Below are 16,283 nucleotides of genomic sequence, written 5' to 3'. Positions count from 1 at the left end.
GTATACTCAAGGCTATGGTGACACTCGACACCAGATTTTCACCGACGTTATTGACTTGTTAACTGGCCGGCAATGGCCAGTTTCCCCTGTTTAATGGAACCAGGGAGGATTTCCATGCCCGAGCCGAAAGCCGGCCAGGCTTCTCGCTGGCAGCGCCTGCTGCCCTTTCTTGGCTGGTGGCCCATGGTCAATGGCGCCAGCCTTCGGGCCGACGCCCAGTCCGGCCTGACCAACGCCATCGTGGTGCTGCCCCAGGGGGTGGCCTATGCCCTGATCGCCGGCCTGCCGCCGGAGTACGGCCTCTACGCCGCCATTATTCCCGCGGTGATTGCCGCCCTGTTCGGCTCCTCCTGGCATTTGATCTCCGGGCCCACCGCCGCCATGTCGGTGGTGGTGTTTACCTCGGTGAGCCCGCTGGCCGAACCCGGCACCGCCGCCTTTATTGCCCTGGCCCTGACGCTGACGCTGATGAAGGGGGTGTTTCAGCTGGTGCTGGCCCTGGCCCGGCTCGGGGTGCTGGTGAATTTCGTGTCCCAGTCGGTGGTGATCGGCTTTACCGCCGGGGCCGCCGTGGTGATCGCCTCCAGTCAGCTACCCACCCTGCTGGGGATCAGCGTCGACAATGACGGCAGCGTCACCAGCACCTGGTGGCAGCTGCTGCATCATTTGAAGGAAGTGGACTATTACACCCTGTCGCTGGCGCTGTTAACCGTGCTGGCCTGTGTGCTCATCAAGCGCTGGCGGCCGCGCTGGCCCAACATGCTGATCGCCCTGGCGCTGGCCAGCGGCCTGGCGGTGTTGATGGATCCTGGCCATGAACATATCGCCCTGGTGGGTGCCATTCCTTCAGGCCTGCCGCCGCTCAGCCTGCCCGATTTCAGCCTGGCCAGCATCAGTGCGCTGGCGCCGGGCGCACTGGCCATCAGCCTGCTGGGGCTGGTGGAGGCCGCCGCCATTTCCCGGGCCATCGCCAGCCGCTCGCACCAGCGCCTCGACGATAATCAGGAGTTTGTCGGCCAGGGGCTGTCGAACATCGTCGGCGCCTTTTTCTCCTGTTACGCCTCGTCGGGCTCTTTCAGTCGCTCCGGCATCAACTACACCTCGGGCGCCCGCACCCCCATGGCGGGTATCTTTGCTTCCGGGTTTTTACTGCTGATTATTCTGCTGATCCCGGGCATCACCACCTGGCTGCCACGCCCGGCCATGGCCGGTCTGCTGCTGGTGGTGGCCTGGAACCTGATCGACTTTCGCCATATTCGCATGATCATTCGCGGCTCCCGCTCCGAAGCCACGGTGCTCACCGCCACCTTTGGCGCCACCCTGCTGGTAGAGCTGGAATTCGCCATTTATACCGGGGTGATACTGTCGCTGGTGTTTTATCTCAAGCGCACCTCCACTCCCAGGGTGGTGTCGATATTGCCCGATCCGGACAGCAAGCATCCGTTTTTCGTCAACGCCGAACGCCGCCGCCTGCCCTATTGCCCCCAACTCAGGGTGATTCGCATTGAGGGCTCGCTGTTCTTTGGTGCGGTCAACCATGTGCAGGAATATCTGCAGGCCATTCGCGAGCCCCGGCTGCTGATCGTGGCCAACGGCATCAACTTCGTCGACATGGTCGGCGCCGACATGCTGGTACAGGAGGCCGAACGCCGTCGGGAGCTGGGCGGCGATCTGTATCTGTGCAACCTGCGGGAAGGGGTGCTGCGCTTTCTATTGCGCAACAACCGCCTCGACGAAATTCGCCGGGATCATGTATTTATCAACAAGGGCCAGGCCATCCACCGCATTTATGATCAATTGAATGCGGATATTTGCCGCACCTGCACCGCCCGCATTTTCAGGGAGTGTCATATTCGGCCGCCGGGCCAGCAACTCGACGTAAAGCAGGCAGACTAAGGAAGGCACTGGCCATATGGCCGGTGTCTAACTGGCCCTGTTCCGGGCGAGGGTGAAGGTTAGAGTGGGTTAACACTTTTTTTACTTTCAGCCGTTGCCAGTGAGGCCAGTGCCATGACCGATCTTCTTCACGACCACCCCAGCCAGTTGCGCCCGGTGCGCGAACTGTTCAACCTCGACGTGGACATGCAGGTGCCGGTGTTCGAGCACAGGGACGAGCACGTGCCCGATATCGATCCCAACTACTGCTTCAACCCGGACGTCACCCTGGCCATTCTGGCCGGCTTTACCCGCAACCGCCGAGTACTGCTGCAGGGCCTGCATGGTACCGGCAAGTCCACCCATATCGAGCAGGTGGCGGCCCGCCTCAACTGGCCCTGCGTGCGGGTCAACCTGGACGGCCACATCAGCCGCCTGGATCTGGTGGGCAAGGACACCATAGTGCTGGAGGAAGGCAAGCAGATCACCCGCTTTCAGGAAGGCATAGTGCCCTGGGCGCTGCGCCGGCCGGTGGCGCTGATCTTTGACGAATTCGACGCCGGCCGCCCGGACGTGATGTTCGTGATTCAGCGCATTCTGGAGCAGGACGGCAAGTTCACCCTGCTCGATCAGAACCAGGTGATCACCCCCAACCCGCATTTTCGGCTGTTTGCCACCGCCAATACCGTGGGGCTCGGCAACGTCACCGGCCTGTATCACGGCACCCAGCAAATCAACCAGGCCCAGATGGATCGCTGGAACATCGTCGCCAAGCTCGACTACCTGCCTCGGGAAGACGAAATCAGCATCATTCAGGGCAAGGTGCCCCGCTACAACGACGCCCGCGGCTTTGAACTGATCAGCAGCATGGTGGCGGTGGCCGAGCTGACCCGGGCCGGTTTTGCCGCCGGGGATCTGTCCACCCTGATGTCGCCCCGCACCCTGATCGCCTGGGCCGAAAACACCGAGATCTTCGGCGATGCGGCGCTGGCGTTCCGGCTGTCGTTTCTCAACAAGTGTGACGAGGCCGAACGCCCGCTGGTGGCCGAATACTACCAGCGCTGTTTTGACCAGGAGCTGGTCGAGCCACAAGCCCTGCAACTGACGGCCATTTAATCATGGCTGCCTCATCCCACACGCCTCAGGATGCCGCCGCCGAAGCCCGCCGTCAGCAGCGGCTGGAAGAGCTGTGCGCGGCACTGATACGGGCCCAGTCGGCCGAGTCCGAGGTTCGCTACCGAGGGCACCGGCTGGAATGGCGGGGCAAGGCCTATCCGCTGCGCGCGCCGCACCTGCAGCTGGACTCCCAGCAGGACGACTGGGGCTCCTGCCGAGGGGTGGCCGACGCCATTGCCCTGCGCCTGCGCCACCACGACGGCTACCTTCACCGCCACTGGCTGCCCGCACCGCCGGTGGCCCGGCTGGTGTTTGAACTGCTGGAGCAGCTCAGGGTGGAATCCCTGGTACCCGCCCATCAGCCGGGCAGCCGCCGCAACCTGCACCACAGGTTCAGTGCCTGGAGCAACCGCTTTCTGGCCTCGGGCCAGACCGAAAGCCACCTGGGGTTGCTGCTGTTTAGCCTGTCGATGATGAGCTGGGTGCAACTGGGTGGCGGCCCCATCGACGAAGGCACCGAGCACCTGATCGAGTCGACCCGCATGTTCCTGTTGCGGGAGATCGGCCAGCCCTTTGGCCGCATTCGCCGTCACCGCGAGGAGCAGGCCGCCTTTGCCGAGCAGGCACAGGCCATTGCCCTCACCGTGAGTGAGCTGGTGGACGATCTGCAGCAACAGCTGGCCGACGGTGAACAGGACAAGGAGGCCCTGGAGCAGGTGGGCAAAAGCTTTGGCCTGCTGCTGGATCTAAACGGTGACGGCGACGAAGGTGGCGGCGAGGCCGGTGGCGCTGTCGCCCGGTTCAGTGACGGTGAAGCCGCCTATCGTGTGTTCACCAATCACTTTGACAAGGAGTGGCAGGCAGACAAAAAGGTGCGTCCCGAACTGCTGGAGCGGCTGCGTGAGCAGCTGGACCTGCGCATTCGCGAGCAGGGCCTCAACCTCAACGGCCTGACCAAAAAGCTGCGCCGGCTGCTGGCCCGGCCGCAGAACGACGGCTGGCGCTTTGGCGAGGAAGAGGGCCAACTCGACGGTCGCCGGCTGTCGACCCTGGTCACCAGCCATGCCGACCGCCGCGTGTTCAAGCAACCCAGGGACGAATGGCATGCCAATGCCACCGTGACCATTCTGGTGGACAACTCCGGATCCATGCGTACCCACATGGAGCACGTCGCCATGCTGATTGACCTGCTGGTGCGAGCCCTGGAACGCACCGGAGCACGTACCGAGGTGCTGGGCTTTACCACCGGCCACTGGAATGGCGGTAAACCCCTTAAAGAATGGCAACGCCGAGGCCGGCCGGCCAATCCCGGCCGGCTTAACGAGCGCTGCCATCTGGTATACAAGGGTGCCGACACCCCCTGGCGCCGTGCCCGGCGCAGCCTGGCCGCCCTGCTCAAGGGCGACATGTTCCGGGAAGGACTGGATGGTGAGGCATTGCTGTGGGCGGAGCAGCGGCTGCTGGCCGAGGACACCGACGAGCGCCTGCTGCTGGTGATCTCCGACGGCTGCCCCATGGACACCGCCACTCGCCAGTACAACAACCAGGACATTCTCGACAGCCACCTGATCGCCGTGGCCGACCGGCTGGAGCGCGAGCAGCGCATTCGGCTGTGTGCCCTGGGGGTGGGTCTGGATCTCAGCCGCTATTACCGGCACAACCAGTTGCTCGACCTGGAGCACAGCCCCGACAACCGGATTTTTGATGAGATCCTGGCGCTGCTGGGCCGCACCCTGCGCGGCCCGCATGCCGGTTGACAAGGGCATGGAAAGACACAGAAAATTAACATTAAATTTACAACAAAGAGTTTTAAGCAACTGATATTTAAGGATTTACATTCTGGACCCAGCCCGCCAATCCAAGTGGTCCTAACCAATTTAACCGCCACATTCAAAGATGGTGTCAGGCTTTTGAACAAGCCGAACACCATCGCCAGCCGTCCTGGCAGTCCCTTCAGGGCAGGACGACCAGCATTGAGCCAGTCTCGCGCAGTGTTCGCACCGCGCGCTATCACGGAAGGTAAGGGCCCGCTTACACCCGGGCCGTACAACTGGAGCAAGCAACCATGATCTTCAAGCAACGTTTTGTGAAATCCCTGTCTCTCGCCCTTTGCCTGGGCGCCGCCATGGCCAGCCCGCAACTGCTGGCCAAGACCTTCCGCATTGCGGTGGGCGACGGCGCCGGCGGTACCCAGCACGAGCTGGGCAAGGCCTTTTCCGAGGAGCTGAAGCAACGCACCGGCGGCAAGCACGACACTCAGCTGTTCCTCAACGGCCAGCTGGGCAGCGAACAGGCCACCGTCAACGACGCGTCAATGGGGCTGCTCGATTTCTCCATTCTGGCCATCAACAACGTCACCCCCTTCTCCCCCACCGTGGGCGTACTGACCCTGCCCTACATGGTGCAGAGCGTGGATGATGCCGTGACCCTGACTCAAGGAGAAGTGGGCCAGCAGCTGATTGACAACACCCTGCGTGACGCCGGTGTGCGTATTGTGGGCTGGGCCTATTCCGGGTTTCGCGTGCTGACCAACTCCAAGCAGCCGGTGTCCAGCCTCTCCGATCTGCAAGGCCTAAAGATTCGCGTTCCCAATAACGAAATCATGATCGATACCTACCGCGCCTGGGGTATCACCCCCACTCCCATGGCCTGGTCCGAAACCTTTACCGGCCTGCAGATGGGCGTGGTGGACGGTCAGGACAACCCCTATATCACGGTGTCGGCCATGAAGTTCGACGAGGTGCAGAAGTACATCACCAACATTCGCTACCTGTTCTCTATTGAGCCCCTTATTATGTCGGAAGCCGTATTCCAGGAGCAGCCGGAAGACGTGCAGCAGGCCATTCTGGCCGCCGGCCAGGCCGCTACCGAGCACAGCGCTCAGTGGCTGGTAGCTCAGGAAGATCGCATCAAGGCCGAGCTGGCTGAAAAAGGCATGCAGATCAGCGAGCCCGAAGGCGGTGAGCAGGAGTGGATCGACAAGGCCGTGAGCCAGGTGTGGCCCAAGTATTACGACATGGTGGGTGGCAAGGAAAAGCTGAACCAAATCCTGCAATCCCTGGGTCGTGACACCATTTAATCTCGTCACTTGGTCTGCCCCCGCCACGCGGGGGCAGCGTTCGTCAGGGAGGAAACGGCCATGTCCGCCGGCACCATCATCTACCGCATCGTAGATAATATCGAAAGGGTGATCTGCAGCACCCTGCTCGCCACCTTTGTGGTGATCCTGTTTATGCAGATATTGTTACGGCAACTGTTTGACCACTCCCTCGCCTGGAGCGAGGAACTCTCCACCTACATGTTTGTGTGGTTTGTGTATTTCGGCGCCAGCTACGCCACCAAACTGGCGGCCCACAACAGGGTCACCTTTCAGTTCAAGCTGTTCCCGCCTCGAGTGGCGGTGTGGAGCGAGGCCCTGGCCGATCTGATCTGGGTGGGCTTCAACAGCTACTTCGTGTGGCTCAGCTATGACTTCGTGTTCAACAAAATGAACCTGTTCTGGAAGTCCCAGACCCTGGGGGTTCCGATGAAATACATTTACATGATACTGCCGATCGCCTTTGCCCTGATGACCTTTCGCATTCTGCAGGTAAATTACTACAAGCTGATCAGGGGCATCGACATTCGCGATCCCGAGTCGCTGGAAGTGGAAAAACTCATGGATTCTGCCCAGCAAACCAAAGGTAGCCCGGCTGCTGAACATGCCCAAGAGGCAGACGCTAAAACTAAAACCTCCTCTCAGAATCAGATGAAGGCAGGAGTCCATCATGGTTGAATCATCCGTCGTGCTGATCCTGTTCGGCAGCTTTCTGGCGCTGCTGCTGCTGGGGGCCCCCATCAGCGTGTCCCTCGGCGTATCGGCGCTGGCGTCGTTTTTGTATCTGGGTGAAAACCCCATCAAGTTCGTGCAGATCGCCTTTACCTCGGTGGGCTCGTTTCCGCTGATGGCTCTGCCCGCCTTTATTCTGGCGGGCGCCCTGATGGAGGCCGCCGGCATCTCCAAGCGGCTGGTGGATCTGGCGGAGAGCTTTGCCGGCCCCTTTACCGGCGGCATGTCGGCCGCCACCGTCATGGCCTGCATGTTCTTTGGCGCCATTTCCGGCTCCGGCCCCGCCACTACCGCCGCCGTGGGCATGCTGATGATTCCGGCCATGGTCGATCGGGGCTACGGCAAGGGCTATGCCTCCGCCATTACCGCCTCCTCCGGCGGGCTGGGGGTGGTGATTCCGCCGTCCATTCCCATGGTGATTTTCGGCATTTCCGCCATTGGCCTGATGGCCCCCCCGGAGGCGGTGGCCGAGCACGGCCAGTTTCAGTCGGTGTCGATTCCCAAGCTGTTTATCGCCGGCGTGCTGCCCGGACTGGTGCTGTCCTGCGGCCTGCTGACCATGAACTATTTCCTGTGCAAGAAGCAGAATTACACCGGCACCACAGATGGCTGGTCCGGCGCCAATATTCTCACCGCCCTGCGCAAGGGCACCTGGTCGGTGCTGGCCCCCATCGTGATTCTCGGAGGTATTTACAGCGGCCTGTTCACCCCCACGGAGTCGGCCATTGTCGCCATTTTCTACACCCTGGTGATCGGTTTTTTCGTGCACCGGGAGCTGAAGGTGAAAGACGTGCTGCGCTCGCTGGAAACCACCACCTGGCTCACCGGGCGGGTGCTGCTGATCCTGTTTACCGCCACCGTGTTCGGGCGGCTGCTGGTGGAGAACCAGATTCCAGCGATCGTGGCCGCCTCCATGCTGGAGCTGACCACCAATATCTATCTGATCTGGGCGCTGATCATCTTCTTCCTGCTGTTTGTGGGCATGTTTATGGAGACCCTGGCGGCCATTTTGATCCTCACCCCGGTGCTGCTGCCGGTGGGCTACAGCCTAGGAATAGATCCGGTGCACTTCGGCATCGTGGTGGTGTGCTGCCTGTCCATCGGCTTTCAGACCCCGCCCCTGGGCGAAAACCTGTTTATCGCCTCGGGGGTATCGGGCAGCTCCATTGAGGAGATTTCCCTACGGGCCCTGCCCTTTGCCCTGACCTCGGTGCTGGCGGTGTTCATTATCGCCTACATACCGGAGATCACCCTGTTCCTGCCCAGATTGCTCGGGTACTAGCCAGGGTAACAAACGCCGCCGGCGTGATCGGGATCAAGGCCCGTTCGCGCCGGCGGCATCATGATCAGTTGCTCGATCGGCCGGCCGGCTGATCGTGTTTCGTTTCAGCCAGGAGGACATGGCCATGTTGCCGCAAGTCAAAAAAATCCTGTATTGCACCGATCTGTCCAAGAACGCCTCTTACGCCTTTCAGTATGCCGTGTATCTGGCCCGGGAAACCGGCGCCGACATTCATGTGCTCAAGGTGGTGGAGCGGTTGTCGAGCGACGAAAAGCTCACCCTGCAGTCCTATGTTCTCAACCAGAGCAGCCGCGAGGAATTTCTGCACCAGCGCCTGAACCATGCCCGGGAACGGCTGCGGCAACGCCAGGATTACTTCTGGGAGCACATCGCGCCGGAAGAGCGGGCCCTGCGCACCAAAATTGTGGGCTGCGAGGTGGTGGAAGGTTATCCGGAGCAGACCATTCTGGCCCGCTCCAGGGAGCTGGAGTGCGATCTCATCATCATGGGCGCCCACGAGAAAGGCTGGTTTCACACCCTGCTGGGCAGCGTGGCCAAGAACGTGCTGCGGGAATCACGCATTCCCACCCTGATCGTGCCCCGCCCGGAAAAGCAAACGGCCTGAGCCGTCTTTCCCTGTTCCCTCTCCCTTGCACCGGCGGGGGCCCTCGTCCCTGGCCGTGGCATTCGTGCTCATGGTTCTTATCTGTCGGCCAACCCGGCGACCACCAACCAAAAACGGCCCCGCAAGGCGGGGCCGTTAACACTAACGGCAAGATCCGTGTGGGTTCCGGTTAGTAGGAACGATCCGGCCGACCATCCAGCCCGGGATAGGGTGAACGAAACGGCACCACCACGTGGCCATTGGAGATCACCATCATGGGATTATGAAGGTTCATCGGCACTTCAAGCGGGTTGCGTTCCACCACCACCAGATCCGCTTCCTTGCCCGCTTCCAGCGAGCCGGTGTCATCGTCCATGCCAAACACCTCTGCCGGAATAATGGTGGCCGCCCGAATCGCATCCAGCGGGGTCATGCCCCCGTGTTCAATAAAGGCGTTAATCTCGCCGGCAATGCGCGACACGCTGTCGGGCGCATACTCGGTATCCACTCCAGTAATCATAGTCACGCCCATCTCATGGGCCCTGGCCAGCATCTGTTGCTGGTTTTCCAGGATCCAGGGAGCCACACGCCGGGCCGTGGGAGTGTTGTAGTCGTCATGAGGCAGTAAGAAGCCTTCGGTGGAAATGTAGGTAGGCGTCCAGACCGCGCCGGCCTCCTTGATCGCCTGCAATCCCTTTTCGGTAATGTACTGACCGTGTTCAATGGTGCCACAACCAGCCCGGGCCGCGACTATGGCCGCCTCTTCCCCCTGAATGTGGCACATGATCTTGCCACCGTGCTTGCCGGCCTCATCGGCAATGGCCGCGATTTCCTTTTCACTGTAATAAAGCCAGAAAGCATCGGCAGTGCCCCCGGCGGTATTGCCACCCACCCGGGTCTTGATCCAGTCGGCCCCCCGATCAAAGTTGATCCTGACGGCCTCACGCAGGTTTTCCTCTCCCTGCAGCTCCACATTCATGAACCTGAACAGACGCGGATCCTCAAGGGCATCATCCTTGAGGTGGCGCTTTACGTATACGCCGGTAGCCACCATGTCGGGGCCGGGAAAATAGTCATTGTCGACGGCATCACGAAAGGCCATGTCCTTCATGCCCATGGCTCCGGCAGAGCGAATGGTGGTAACGCCCGACTCCAGCGCATACCAGGCGGCGTCCTGGCCGTGCCCGTGGTAATGACTGTCAAAAAAACCCGGCAGCACGTAATAGCCATTAACATCCTGAACATCCAGCTCTGCCGGAGGCGCCTTCGTGCTGATGGACTCTATTTTGCCGTCCTTCAGCAAAATGGTGCGGTTCTTCAGCAGCTCACCCTTTTTTACATCCAGCACATTGGCATTGGTCAGCGCCAGACGTACCGGCTCCAGCCGCTCGGGCGCATTGGGTTGCGCCTTGCCGCTGTAATGAATGGACTGGGCCTGCAGGCCGGCCGATACCAGCAGGGAAACCAGCGTCAGCCCCTGAGCGCTTCTGAGCAGCGTGTTGTGCATCTTTTATGTCCTTATGAAGATGGAGTGATTACATTTCCGCCAACGGAAACGATTCGGCGATCAAGCTGATGATTATCAACCCGAGACATTGCTAACAATAAATAAATTTAAAATTAACAACCAATAAAAATAACAGTCTAATTCAGTAACTGTGATGTCAACTGACAATAAAACCGCATCAAAATAAGGGGAAAGTACGATAGCTTGAAAGCATTCGAAGGGAAAAATAAAAGATAATAAAATCAAAACCTAAAATAATATTTCCCGATGACAAGCAGAAGCCGGAACAGCATGTAACAGCAGGAGCGCCGGCAAGATGGCCGTAACACGACAAGAACAATAAACTGTTAACAAAAATATAAAAAACACTTCATTATGAGTAATCAAGTGCCCAAATGGCCAGGTAACACCGCCGTCTTTATGCTGCGACCCGTCGCAAGGCCAATGACACCGATGTCGGTTTTACCCTGCTTTTGCTACCCAGTCTTGCAAACAAAAGAACCGGGCCTGAGCCCGGTTAAAAAGGAGTGAGTATAAGTACGTATTAAAAAGGATCAGCCCCAGTGGATCCGGCCTTGATCCTCCGGACGATGGGTCGCGCGCCCCAGGGGCACATGATCATTGATCGCGGCGCGGATCGCCGCTTCTTCTTCGGCGGTGAAGCCGCCGCACAGCTCGATCAGTTCGATGCGGCGGGTCAGCATTTCCTGGGCGGCCATAATGGCTTCGTCCAGGGTGCTGACACCGGACACCGCCAGATCAAAGGCGTCGCTCTTGATGCGGCCATGATGCTTGAACAGCTCCAGATCGGCGGCCTTGACGATAAATCCGTAACGGCTGAGGGTCATATCGGGTCTCCTTGTTCAGGCGGTCACGCGTTCCGCCGCGGCGGCACGGGCCGCAACCGGGGTCTGGCGGTTGTGATGGACGATGCTGGCCAGGGCACAGGACGCCAGCCTGGCCTCGGGCGGATCGGCGCGGGAGGTGAGGATGATCGGCACTCTGGCCCCCAGCACCAGGCCGGCGGCGGTGGCCCCCATGAAATACACCATCTGCTTGAACAGAAAGTTGCCCGACTCCAGGTTGGGTACCAGCAGAATATCCGCCTCGCCGGGCACCCTGCCGGCGATGCCCTTGATCGCCGCGGCCTCCCGGGATACGGCATTGTCAAAGGCCAGCGGCCCTTCCACCACGGCACCGGGCAGCGCGCCCATGGCCGCCAGCTTGACCAGCTCGGCGGCGTCCTGGCTCGACGGCATGCTTCTGCTTACTTCTTCGGTGCCCGACAACACGGCCACCTTGGGCTCGTCGCAGCCCAGGGCATGTAAAAACTCAATGGCATTGCGGGCGATATGCAGCTTGTCGAGTACCCCGGGCTGCACATTGATCACCGCATCGGTAATGCACAACGCCTTGCAGCTGCCCGGCACCGTCATATAGAACACATGGCTCAGGCGGCTGTCGGTGCGCAGCCCGGCGGCACGGTTAAGCACCGCCCGCAGCAGCACGTCGGTGTGCACATGGCCCTTCATGATGGCGTCGGCCTCGCCCTGGCTGACCAGGGCCACGCCGGCCTGGGCCGCCGCCGCTTCATCGGCGGCATGCACCAGCCGCACGCCGGCCAGATCCCAGCCCAGGGTTTCGGCCTCATGACGAATACGGCTTTCATCGCCTACCAGGATGGGTTCGATCAACCCCTCATCCTGTGCCATGCGAGCACTGGCCAGGGACACCTGATTGACCGGATTGATCACCACAGTGGTCACGGCCGCGTATTGCCGGGCCTGCGCCAGCAGGTGGGCGGGGCACTCCTTTGGATTGGTATTAAGCATCACTGATTCCCTTTGATGACGGCCAGTAGACAACCGAATACCGCTTGGCAAACGGGATTGGGTTGGCTGTTGAAAAGACCCGGCCGCGCGCGGCCGGGTAAAAGGGCTGCTCTCGCGAGCAGCCGTACCTGTCAGCAATAGTCTTTGTACTTATCCAGGTGGCGCACCGGCTTGGACAGGGCGTCACGACGGAAGGGGTCGCCCAGCTCGCGGGTACACATGATTTCAATAACGGTGGTCTTGCCTTCTTCCATCTGGCGGGTGATGGCGGTTTGCAGCGCCGGGCCCACGTCTTCCAGCTTGTCGACGGTCACACCCTCGGCCCCCATGGCACGGGCGATGTCGGCAAAGCTCGGGTTTTCCAGATCGCCGGCCACAAAGCGGCGGTTGTAGAAGTCGACCTGGTTCTTCTTCTCGGCGCCCCACTGGCGGTTGTGGAACACGATGGAGGTCACCGGAATGTTTTCCCGTACGCAGGTCATGATTTCCATCATCGACATGCCCCAGGCGCCGTCACCGGCGTAGGACACGGCCGGGCGCTCGGGTGCGGCGGTCTTGGCACCGATAATGGTGGGCAGGGCATAACCGCAGTTGCCGAAGCTCATGGCGGCAAAGAAGGAGCGCGGCTTTTCAAAGCGCAGGTAGCTGTTGGCCACGGAGTTGATGTTGCCGATATCGGTAGACACCATCACGTTCTCGGGCATGGCCTTTTCCAGCTCACGCAGTACCTGACGGGGGTGCAGGTAGCTGCCTTGTTCTTCCGACTGCTCGGCGATCATGTCGAGGGAATAATCGTCTTTCTCGTGGATCCACTGGTCCAGTTCGGCTTCCCAGGCCTGCTTCTCGGAGGCGATTTCGGTGGCGCGGGCACCCTTGTTTTCCAGGCAGGAAACGTTGAGGTTCTGCAAGCGATCCAGAATGGTCACGGCAGCGGCCTTGGCATCGCCGCACACGCCCACGGAGATCTTCTTCACCAGACCCAGCATCTTGGCGTCGCAGTCCACCTGAATGATCTTGGCTTCCTTCGGCCAGTAGTCCAGACCGTGCTGCGGCAGGGTGCCGAACGGACCAAGACGGGTGCCCAGCGCCAGTACCACGTCGGCGCGGGACAGCAGCTTCATGCCGGCCTTGGAGCCCTGATAGCCCAGGGGACCACACCACAGCGGGTGGCTGGCGGGGAAAGAGTCGTTATGCAGGTAGCTGTTGACCACGGGGGCACCCAGGTACTCGGCCAGCGCCTTGCACTCTTCCACCGCGTCGGCCATGACCACACCGCCACCGGAGATGATCACCGGGAACTGGGCTTCGGCCAGCAGGGCGGCGGCCTGTTGCAGGCTCTGCTCACCACCGGCGCCACGCTCAATGCGGATCGGCTCGGGAATTTCTACATTGATGTCGCCGTAGAAGAAGTCCCGGGGAATGTTGAGCTGGGTCGGACCGTTGTCGAGCATGGCACGGTCGAAACAGCGGGCGGTGAACTCGGCCATGCGCGCCGGGTTGGCCACGTGGCCCTGGTACTTGGTGATGGTTTCAAAGAAGGGCAGCTGCTGCGCTTCCTGAAAGCCGCCCAGACCCTGAGTCATGGAGCCGGTTTCCGGGGTAATGCACACCACCGGGCTGTGGGCCCAGTAGGCCGCGGCGATGGCGGTCACGAAGTTGGTGATGCCGGGGCCGTTCTGGGCGATACAGACGCCGTGACGGCCACTGACCCGGGCATAACCGTCGGCCATGTGGCCGGCGCCCTGCTCGTGCACGGTAGGGATCAGGCGAATGCCGGCCGGGGCAAAAATGTCCATGGCATCCATAAAGGCCGAGCCCATGATACCGAACACATCGGTAACACCGTTGGCCGCCAGGGTTTCGACCAAAGCTTCACTGGGAGTCATACGTGGCATAGCTGTCTTCCTTTTGCTGTTTCCCGTCGGTGGCGGCCTGTCGCCATCTCCTGGGTTGGGTTGAGTCAAATAATCCGTTTTCTGTTCAAACAGGTTTGCGTTTGTTGTTCTCGTTATGAATGACGGGTGAACAACGCTGGCTGACAAGAGCCCGAGGTCACTCGCTTGGGGAACAGCTTAGGAAGGGGGGGCCGGGTAACATAGGGCCAGATTTGCCAACCATGTTACGCCAGCGTTAAAAAATGGGGCCAGGCCGGTTCAGCCGCTGGCCAGCAAGGCGCTTTGTTGCCAGAAACGGGCGGCCAGTTCGGAACGGGGGGCACCCAACCGGCACAGTTCAATGTCGAGATTCAGGGCGCGCACGCCCGGCAGTAGTGCCACCCGGCCGCTGGCAAGTTCATCACGTACCAGGCTTTCCGGCAGAAAGGCCGCACCCTCACCCTGCAGCAGCTGGGCCTTGAGCCCTTCTCCCAGGGCGTTTTCACACACCGGTCGCCAGGGCAACTCCCCCAGGGCCGGCAGGCACTGCTGCTGCACCAGGGCACCGAGAAAGGCATCCCTGGGATAGAGCAGCAGGGGCAGCGGCCGCTGTTCTTCCAGCCGGAACAGCGGTGTCCCCTGCGCATCGGTGGCCGCCACCAGCACCAGCCGATCCCGGCCCAGGCACAGCCGCTCCACGTCCGGTCGCTGCGGTGCCTCGGCGCCGTCGGGGCCGGAAAAGCACAGCAAAAAGTCCACCGCCCCGGCCATGAACTGCTCCATGGCTTCGTGGTAATGGCCGGTGTTGAGCCGCACCAGGCCCTCGCCCAGGGCCGGCCGCAACCGGTGCAGCCAGGCGGGAAAAAAGGTCACCGCCAGCGCCGGCTGGGTGATCAGGCTCAACCCCGGCGTGTGCTGCTGGCTTTGGCGCAGCTGGCTGCGTACTCCATAAATCTGGGCCAACAACTGGCGCGCCTGCTCCAGAAAGGCCTCGCCGGCGGGGGTCAGCTCCAGCGGATAGCGATTGCGGCACACCAGCGCCACCCCCAGCCAGTTTTCCAGCGAGCGAATACGCCGGCTGAAGGCGGGCTGGGTCACAAAGCGGCTTTCCGCCGCCCGTGAAAAGCTGCCCTGCTCGCTCAGTGCGATAAAATCATGCAGCCACTTGGTTTCCATGACGTTGTCCTTGTTGTTGGAATTCACACCTATGCAAAAAAGTAATCGCCCTGGCCGAAAACGGCATTGGCTCGCCGGCCTGGTCCGTCAATAACATTAAAGCAACATTCATTCTTGATTACGGAGGGGCCATGGCCGCCGACACTCATTCCCCGGTTCTGGGCCTGGTGCAGCGCATCGAGGAAATCCGCAAACGTTATTTTCCCGGCATCTGCGTGGCCGCCACCATCGGCATTGCCGCCAGCTTTCTGTCTCAGCACTACGGTGCCCCCGCCATGCTGATGGCCCTGCTGCTGGGGCTGGCATTCAATTTTCTCAGTCATGAACCCCAATGTGCCCCGGGCCTGGAGCTGTCGGCCAAGACCCTGCTGCGCCTGGGCGTGGCCCTGCTGGGCCTGCGCATCACCTTTGGCGACGTGCTCACGCTGGGTTGGCAGCCCATGCTGATGGTGTGCTCCGCGGTGGTGCTGACCATCTGCTTTGGCGTGGTCATGGCCCGCTGGCTGGGCTTTTCAAAGGAGTTTGGCACCCTTACCGGCGGCTCGGTGGCCATTTGCGGCGCCTCGGCGGCCATGGCCATCAGCAGCGTGCTGCCCCAGAGCGAGCAGGCCAAGCGCGACACCCTGTTTACCGTGATCAGCGTCACCACCCTCAGCACCCTGGCGATGATCTTCTACCCCATGATCAGCGAAGCCCTGGGGCTGTCGGATCAGGAAGCCGGCCTCTTTATCGGCGCCACCATTCATGACGTGGCCCAGGTGGTGGGCGCCGGCTACAGCATGTCGGCCGAGGTGGGTGACCTCAGTACCTTCGTCAAGCTGCTGCGGGTGGCCATGCTGGTGCCCATCGTGATGACCATCGGCATTCTGATCCGCCGTGCCGCCAGCAAGCAGGGTCAGGCCGGCGGCGGCAGCCGCGTGGCCATTCCCGGGTTTCTGATCGGCTTCGTGGTCCTGTTTGTACTCAACAGCCTGGGCTGGATTCCGCAGGATCTGAGCGCCCCCCTGGCCAACAGCTCATCCTGGCTGCTGCTCACCGCCATCGCCGCCCTGGGCGTGCGCACCCAGCTCAAGGACATTCTCTCGGTGGGCTGGAAGCCGGTGCTGCTGGTGGTGCTGGAGACCGCCTTTATCGCCCTGCTGGTTATCGCCTATCTGCTGCTGATGGGGTAACCCCGCCCCCGTTATT

Annotated in this window: 13 protein-coding genes; 8 read left to right on the top strand and 5 right to left on the bottom strand. The window is 61.1% G+C overall.

Annotation, left to right across the window (positions count from 1 at the left end; all coding sequences use genetic code 11):
• Nucleotides 1-114 precede the first annotated feature (114 nt).
• The 7 genes from OJHNALOF_RS03550 (at nt 115) to OJHNALOF_RS03520 (ending at nt 8,727) form a co-directional block, all read left to right on the top strand.
• The gene (locus OJHNALOF_RS03550) at nt 115-1,896 is read left to right on the top strand and encodes a SulP family inorganic anion transporter (protein WP_165661180.1); all 1,782 of its coding nucleotides are present in this window, start codon (nt 115-117) and stop codon (nt 1,894-1,896) included.
• Nucleotides 1,897-2,010: 114 nt separating this feature from the next.
• Complete coding sequence (locus OJHNALOF_RS03545) at nt 2,011-2,991, top strand: AAA family ATPase (RefSeq protein WP_094200467.1); 981 nt, start codon at nt 2,011-2,013, stop codon at nt 2,989-2,991.
• A 2-nt stretch (nt 2,992-2,993) separates the two neighbouring features.
• The gene (locus OJHNALOF_RS03540) at nt 2,994-4,748 is read left to right on the top strand and encodes a cobalamin biosynthesis protein CobT (RefSeq protein ID WP_165661179.1); all 1,755 of its coding nucleotides are present in this window, start codon (nt 2,994-2,996) and stop codon (nt 4,746-4,748) included.
• 308 nt (nt 4,749-5,056) lie between these two features.
• Nucleotides 5,057-6,070, top strand: coding sequence for a TRAP transporter substrate-binding protein (locus tag OJHNALOF_RS03535; RefSeq protein ID WP_094200469.1), 1,014 nt, complete (start codon nt 5,057-5,059; stop codon nt 6,068-6,070).
• 60 nt (nt 6,071-6,130) lie between these two features.
• Nucleotides 6,131-6,766, top strand: coding sequence for a TRAP transporter small permease (locus tag OJHNALOF_RS03530; RefSeq protein WP_094200470.1), 636 nt, complete (start codon nt 6,131-6,133; stop codon nt 6,764-6,766).
• Nucleotides 6,759-8,102 (top strand): TRAP transporter large permease, encoded by a 1,344-nt coding sequence (locus OJHNALOF_RS03525; protein ID WP_094200471.1) that lies wholly within the window; start codon nt 6,759-6,761, stop codon nt 8,100-8,102. The genes OJHNALOF_RS03530 and OJHNALOF_RS03525 overlap by 8 nt, the downstream gene beginning before the upstream one ends.
• A 124-nt stretch (nt 8,103-8,226) precedes the next feature.
• Nucleotides 8,227-8,727, top strand: a complete 501-nt coding sequence (locus tag OJHNALOF_RS03520; RefSeq protein ID WP_165661178.1) for a universal stress protein — start codon at nt 8,227-8,229, stop codon at nt 8,725-8,727.
• 169 nt (nt 8,728-8,896) lie between these two features.
• Here OJHNALOF_RS03520 and OJHNALOF_RS03515 read toward each other — a convergent pair whose 3' ends face one another.
• The 5 genes from OJHNALOF_RS03515 to OJHNALOF_RS03495 form a co-directional block, all read right to left on the bottom strand.
• Nucleotides 8,897-10,213, bottom strand: a complete 1,317-nt coding sequence (locus tag OJHNALOF_RS03515; protein WP_094200472.1) for an amidohydrolase family protein — start codon at nt 10,211-10,213, stop codon at nt 8,897-8,899.
• A gap of 554 nt (nt 10,214-10,767) precedes the next feature.
• The gene (locus OJHNALOF_RS03510) at nt 10,768-11,061 is read right to left on the bottom strand and encodes a DUF6506 family protein (RefSeq protein ID WP_165661177.1); all 294 of its coding nucleotides are present in this window, start codon (nt 11,059-11,061) and stop codon (nt 10,768-10,770) included.
• Nucleotides 11,062-11,076: 15 nt separating this feature from the next.
• Nucleotides 11,077-12,045, bottom strand: a complete 969-nt coding sequence (locus OJHNALOF_RS03505; protein WP_165661176.1) for a bifunctional enoyl-CoA hydratase/phosphate acetyltransferase — start codon at nt 12,043-12,045, stop codon at nt 11,077-11,079.
• 131 nt (nt 12,046-12,176) lie between these two features.
• A complete protein-coding gene (gene xsc, locus OJHNALOF_RS03500; protein ID WP_094200475.1) occupies nt 12,177-13,940 on the bottom strand; it encodes a sulfoacetaldehyde acetyltransferase in 1,764 nt (587 codons plus the stop codon).
• A gap of 258 nt (nt 13,941-14,198) precedes the next feature.
• Complete coding sequence (locus OJHNALOF_RS03495; RefSeq protein ID WP_094200476.1) at nt 14,199-15,095, bottom strand: LysR substrate-binding domain-containing protein; 897 nt, start codon at nt 15,093-15,095, stop codon at nt 14,199-14,201.
• Nucleotides 15,096-15,226: 131 nt separating this feature from the next.
• Here OJHNALOF_RS03495 and OJHNALOF_RS03490 point away from each other — a divergent pair, with 131 nt between their 5' ends.
• Nucleotides 15,227-16,267, top strand: coding sequence for a YeiH family protein (locus OJHNALOF_RS03490; RefSeq protein WP_094200477.1), 1,041 nt, complete (start codon nt 15,227-15,229; stop codon nt 16,265-16,267).
• Nucleotides 16,268-16,283 lie beyond the last annotated feature (16 nt).

The organism is Oceanimonas sp. MB9 (genome assembly GCF_011319775.1).
GTDB classification, from domain to species: Bacteria; Pseudomonadota; Gammaproteobacteria; order Enterobacterales; family Aeromonadaceae; genus Oceanimonas; species Oceanimonas doudoroffii.
Note: the sequence above shows the minus strand (reverse complement) of the source record. Positions and strands in the feature narration are given on the sequence as shown.

What these genes read in the sequence shown, in the direction of transcription:
- OJHNALOF_RS03550 (WP_165661180.1), top strand. Translation starts at nt 115, where the DNA reads ATGCCCGAGCCGAAAGCCGGCCAGGCTTCTCGCTGGCAGCGCCTGCTG.
- OJHNALOF_RS03545 (WP_094200467.1), top strand. Translation starts at nt 2,011, where the DNA reads ATGACCGATCTTCTTCACGACCACCCCAGCCAGTTGCGCCCGGTGCGC.
- OJHNALOF_RS03540 (WP_165661179.1), top strand. Translation starts at nt 2,994, where the DNA reads ATGGCTGCCTCATCCCACACGCCTCAGGATGCCGCCGCCGAAGCCCGC.
- OJHNALOF_RS03535 (WP_094200469.1), top strand. Translation starts at nt 5,057, where the DNA reads ATGATCTTCAAGCAACGTTTTGTGAAATCCCTGTCTCTCGCCCTTTGC.
- OJHNALOF_RS03530 (WP_094200470.1), top strand. Translation starts at nt 6,131, where the DNA reads ATGTCCGCCGGCACCATCATCTACCGCATCGTAGATAATATCGAAAGG.
- OJHNALOF_RS03525 (WP_094200471.1), top strand. Translation starts at nt 6,759, where the DNA reads ATGGTTGAATCATCCGTCGTGCTGATCCTGTTCGGCAGCTTTCTGGCG.
- OJHNALOF_RS03520 (WP_165661178.1), top strand. Translation starts at nt 8,227, where the DNA reads ATGTTGCCGCAAGTCAAAAAAATCCTGTATTGCACCGATCTGTCCAAG.
- OJHNALOF_RS03515 (WP_094200472.1), bottom strand. Translation starts at nt 10,213, where the DNA reads ATGCACAACACGCTGCTCAGAAGCGCTCAGGGGCTGACGCTGGTTTCC.
- OJHNALOF_RS03510 (WP_165661177.1), bottom strand. Translation starts at nt 11,061, where the DNA reads ATGACCCTCAGCCGTTACGGATTTATCGTCAAGGCCGCCGATCTGGAG.
- OJHNALOF_RS03505 (WP_165661176.1), bottom strand. Translation starts at nt 12,045, where the DNA reads ATGCTTAATACCAATCCAAAGGAGTGCCCCGCCCACCTGCTGGCGCAG.
- xsc (WP_094200475.1), bottom strand. Translation starts at nt 13,940, where the DNA reads ATGCCACGTATGACTCCCAGTGAAGCTTTGGTCGAAACCCTGGCGGCC.
- OJHNALOF_RS03495 (WP_094200476.1), bottom strand. Translation starts at nt 15,095, where the DNA reads ATGGAAACCAAGTGGCTGCATGATTTTATCGCACTGAGCGAGCAGGGC.
- OJHNALOF_RS03490 (WP_094200477.1), top strand. Translation starts at nt 15,227, where the DNA reads ATGGCCGCCGACACTCATTCCCCGGTTCTGGGCCTGGTGCAGCGCATC.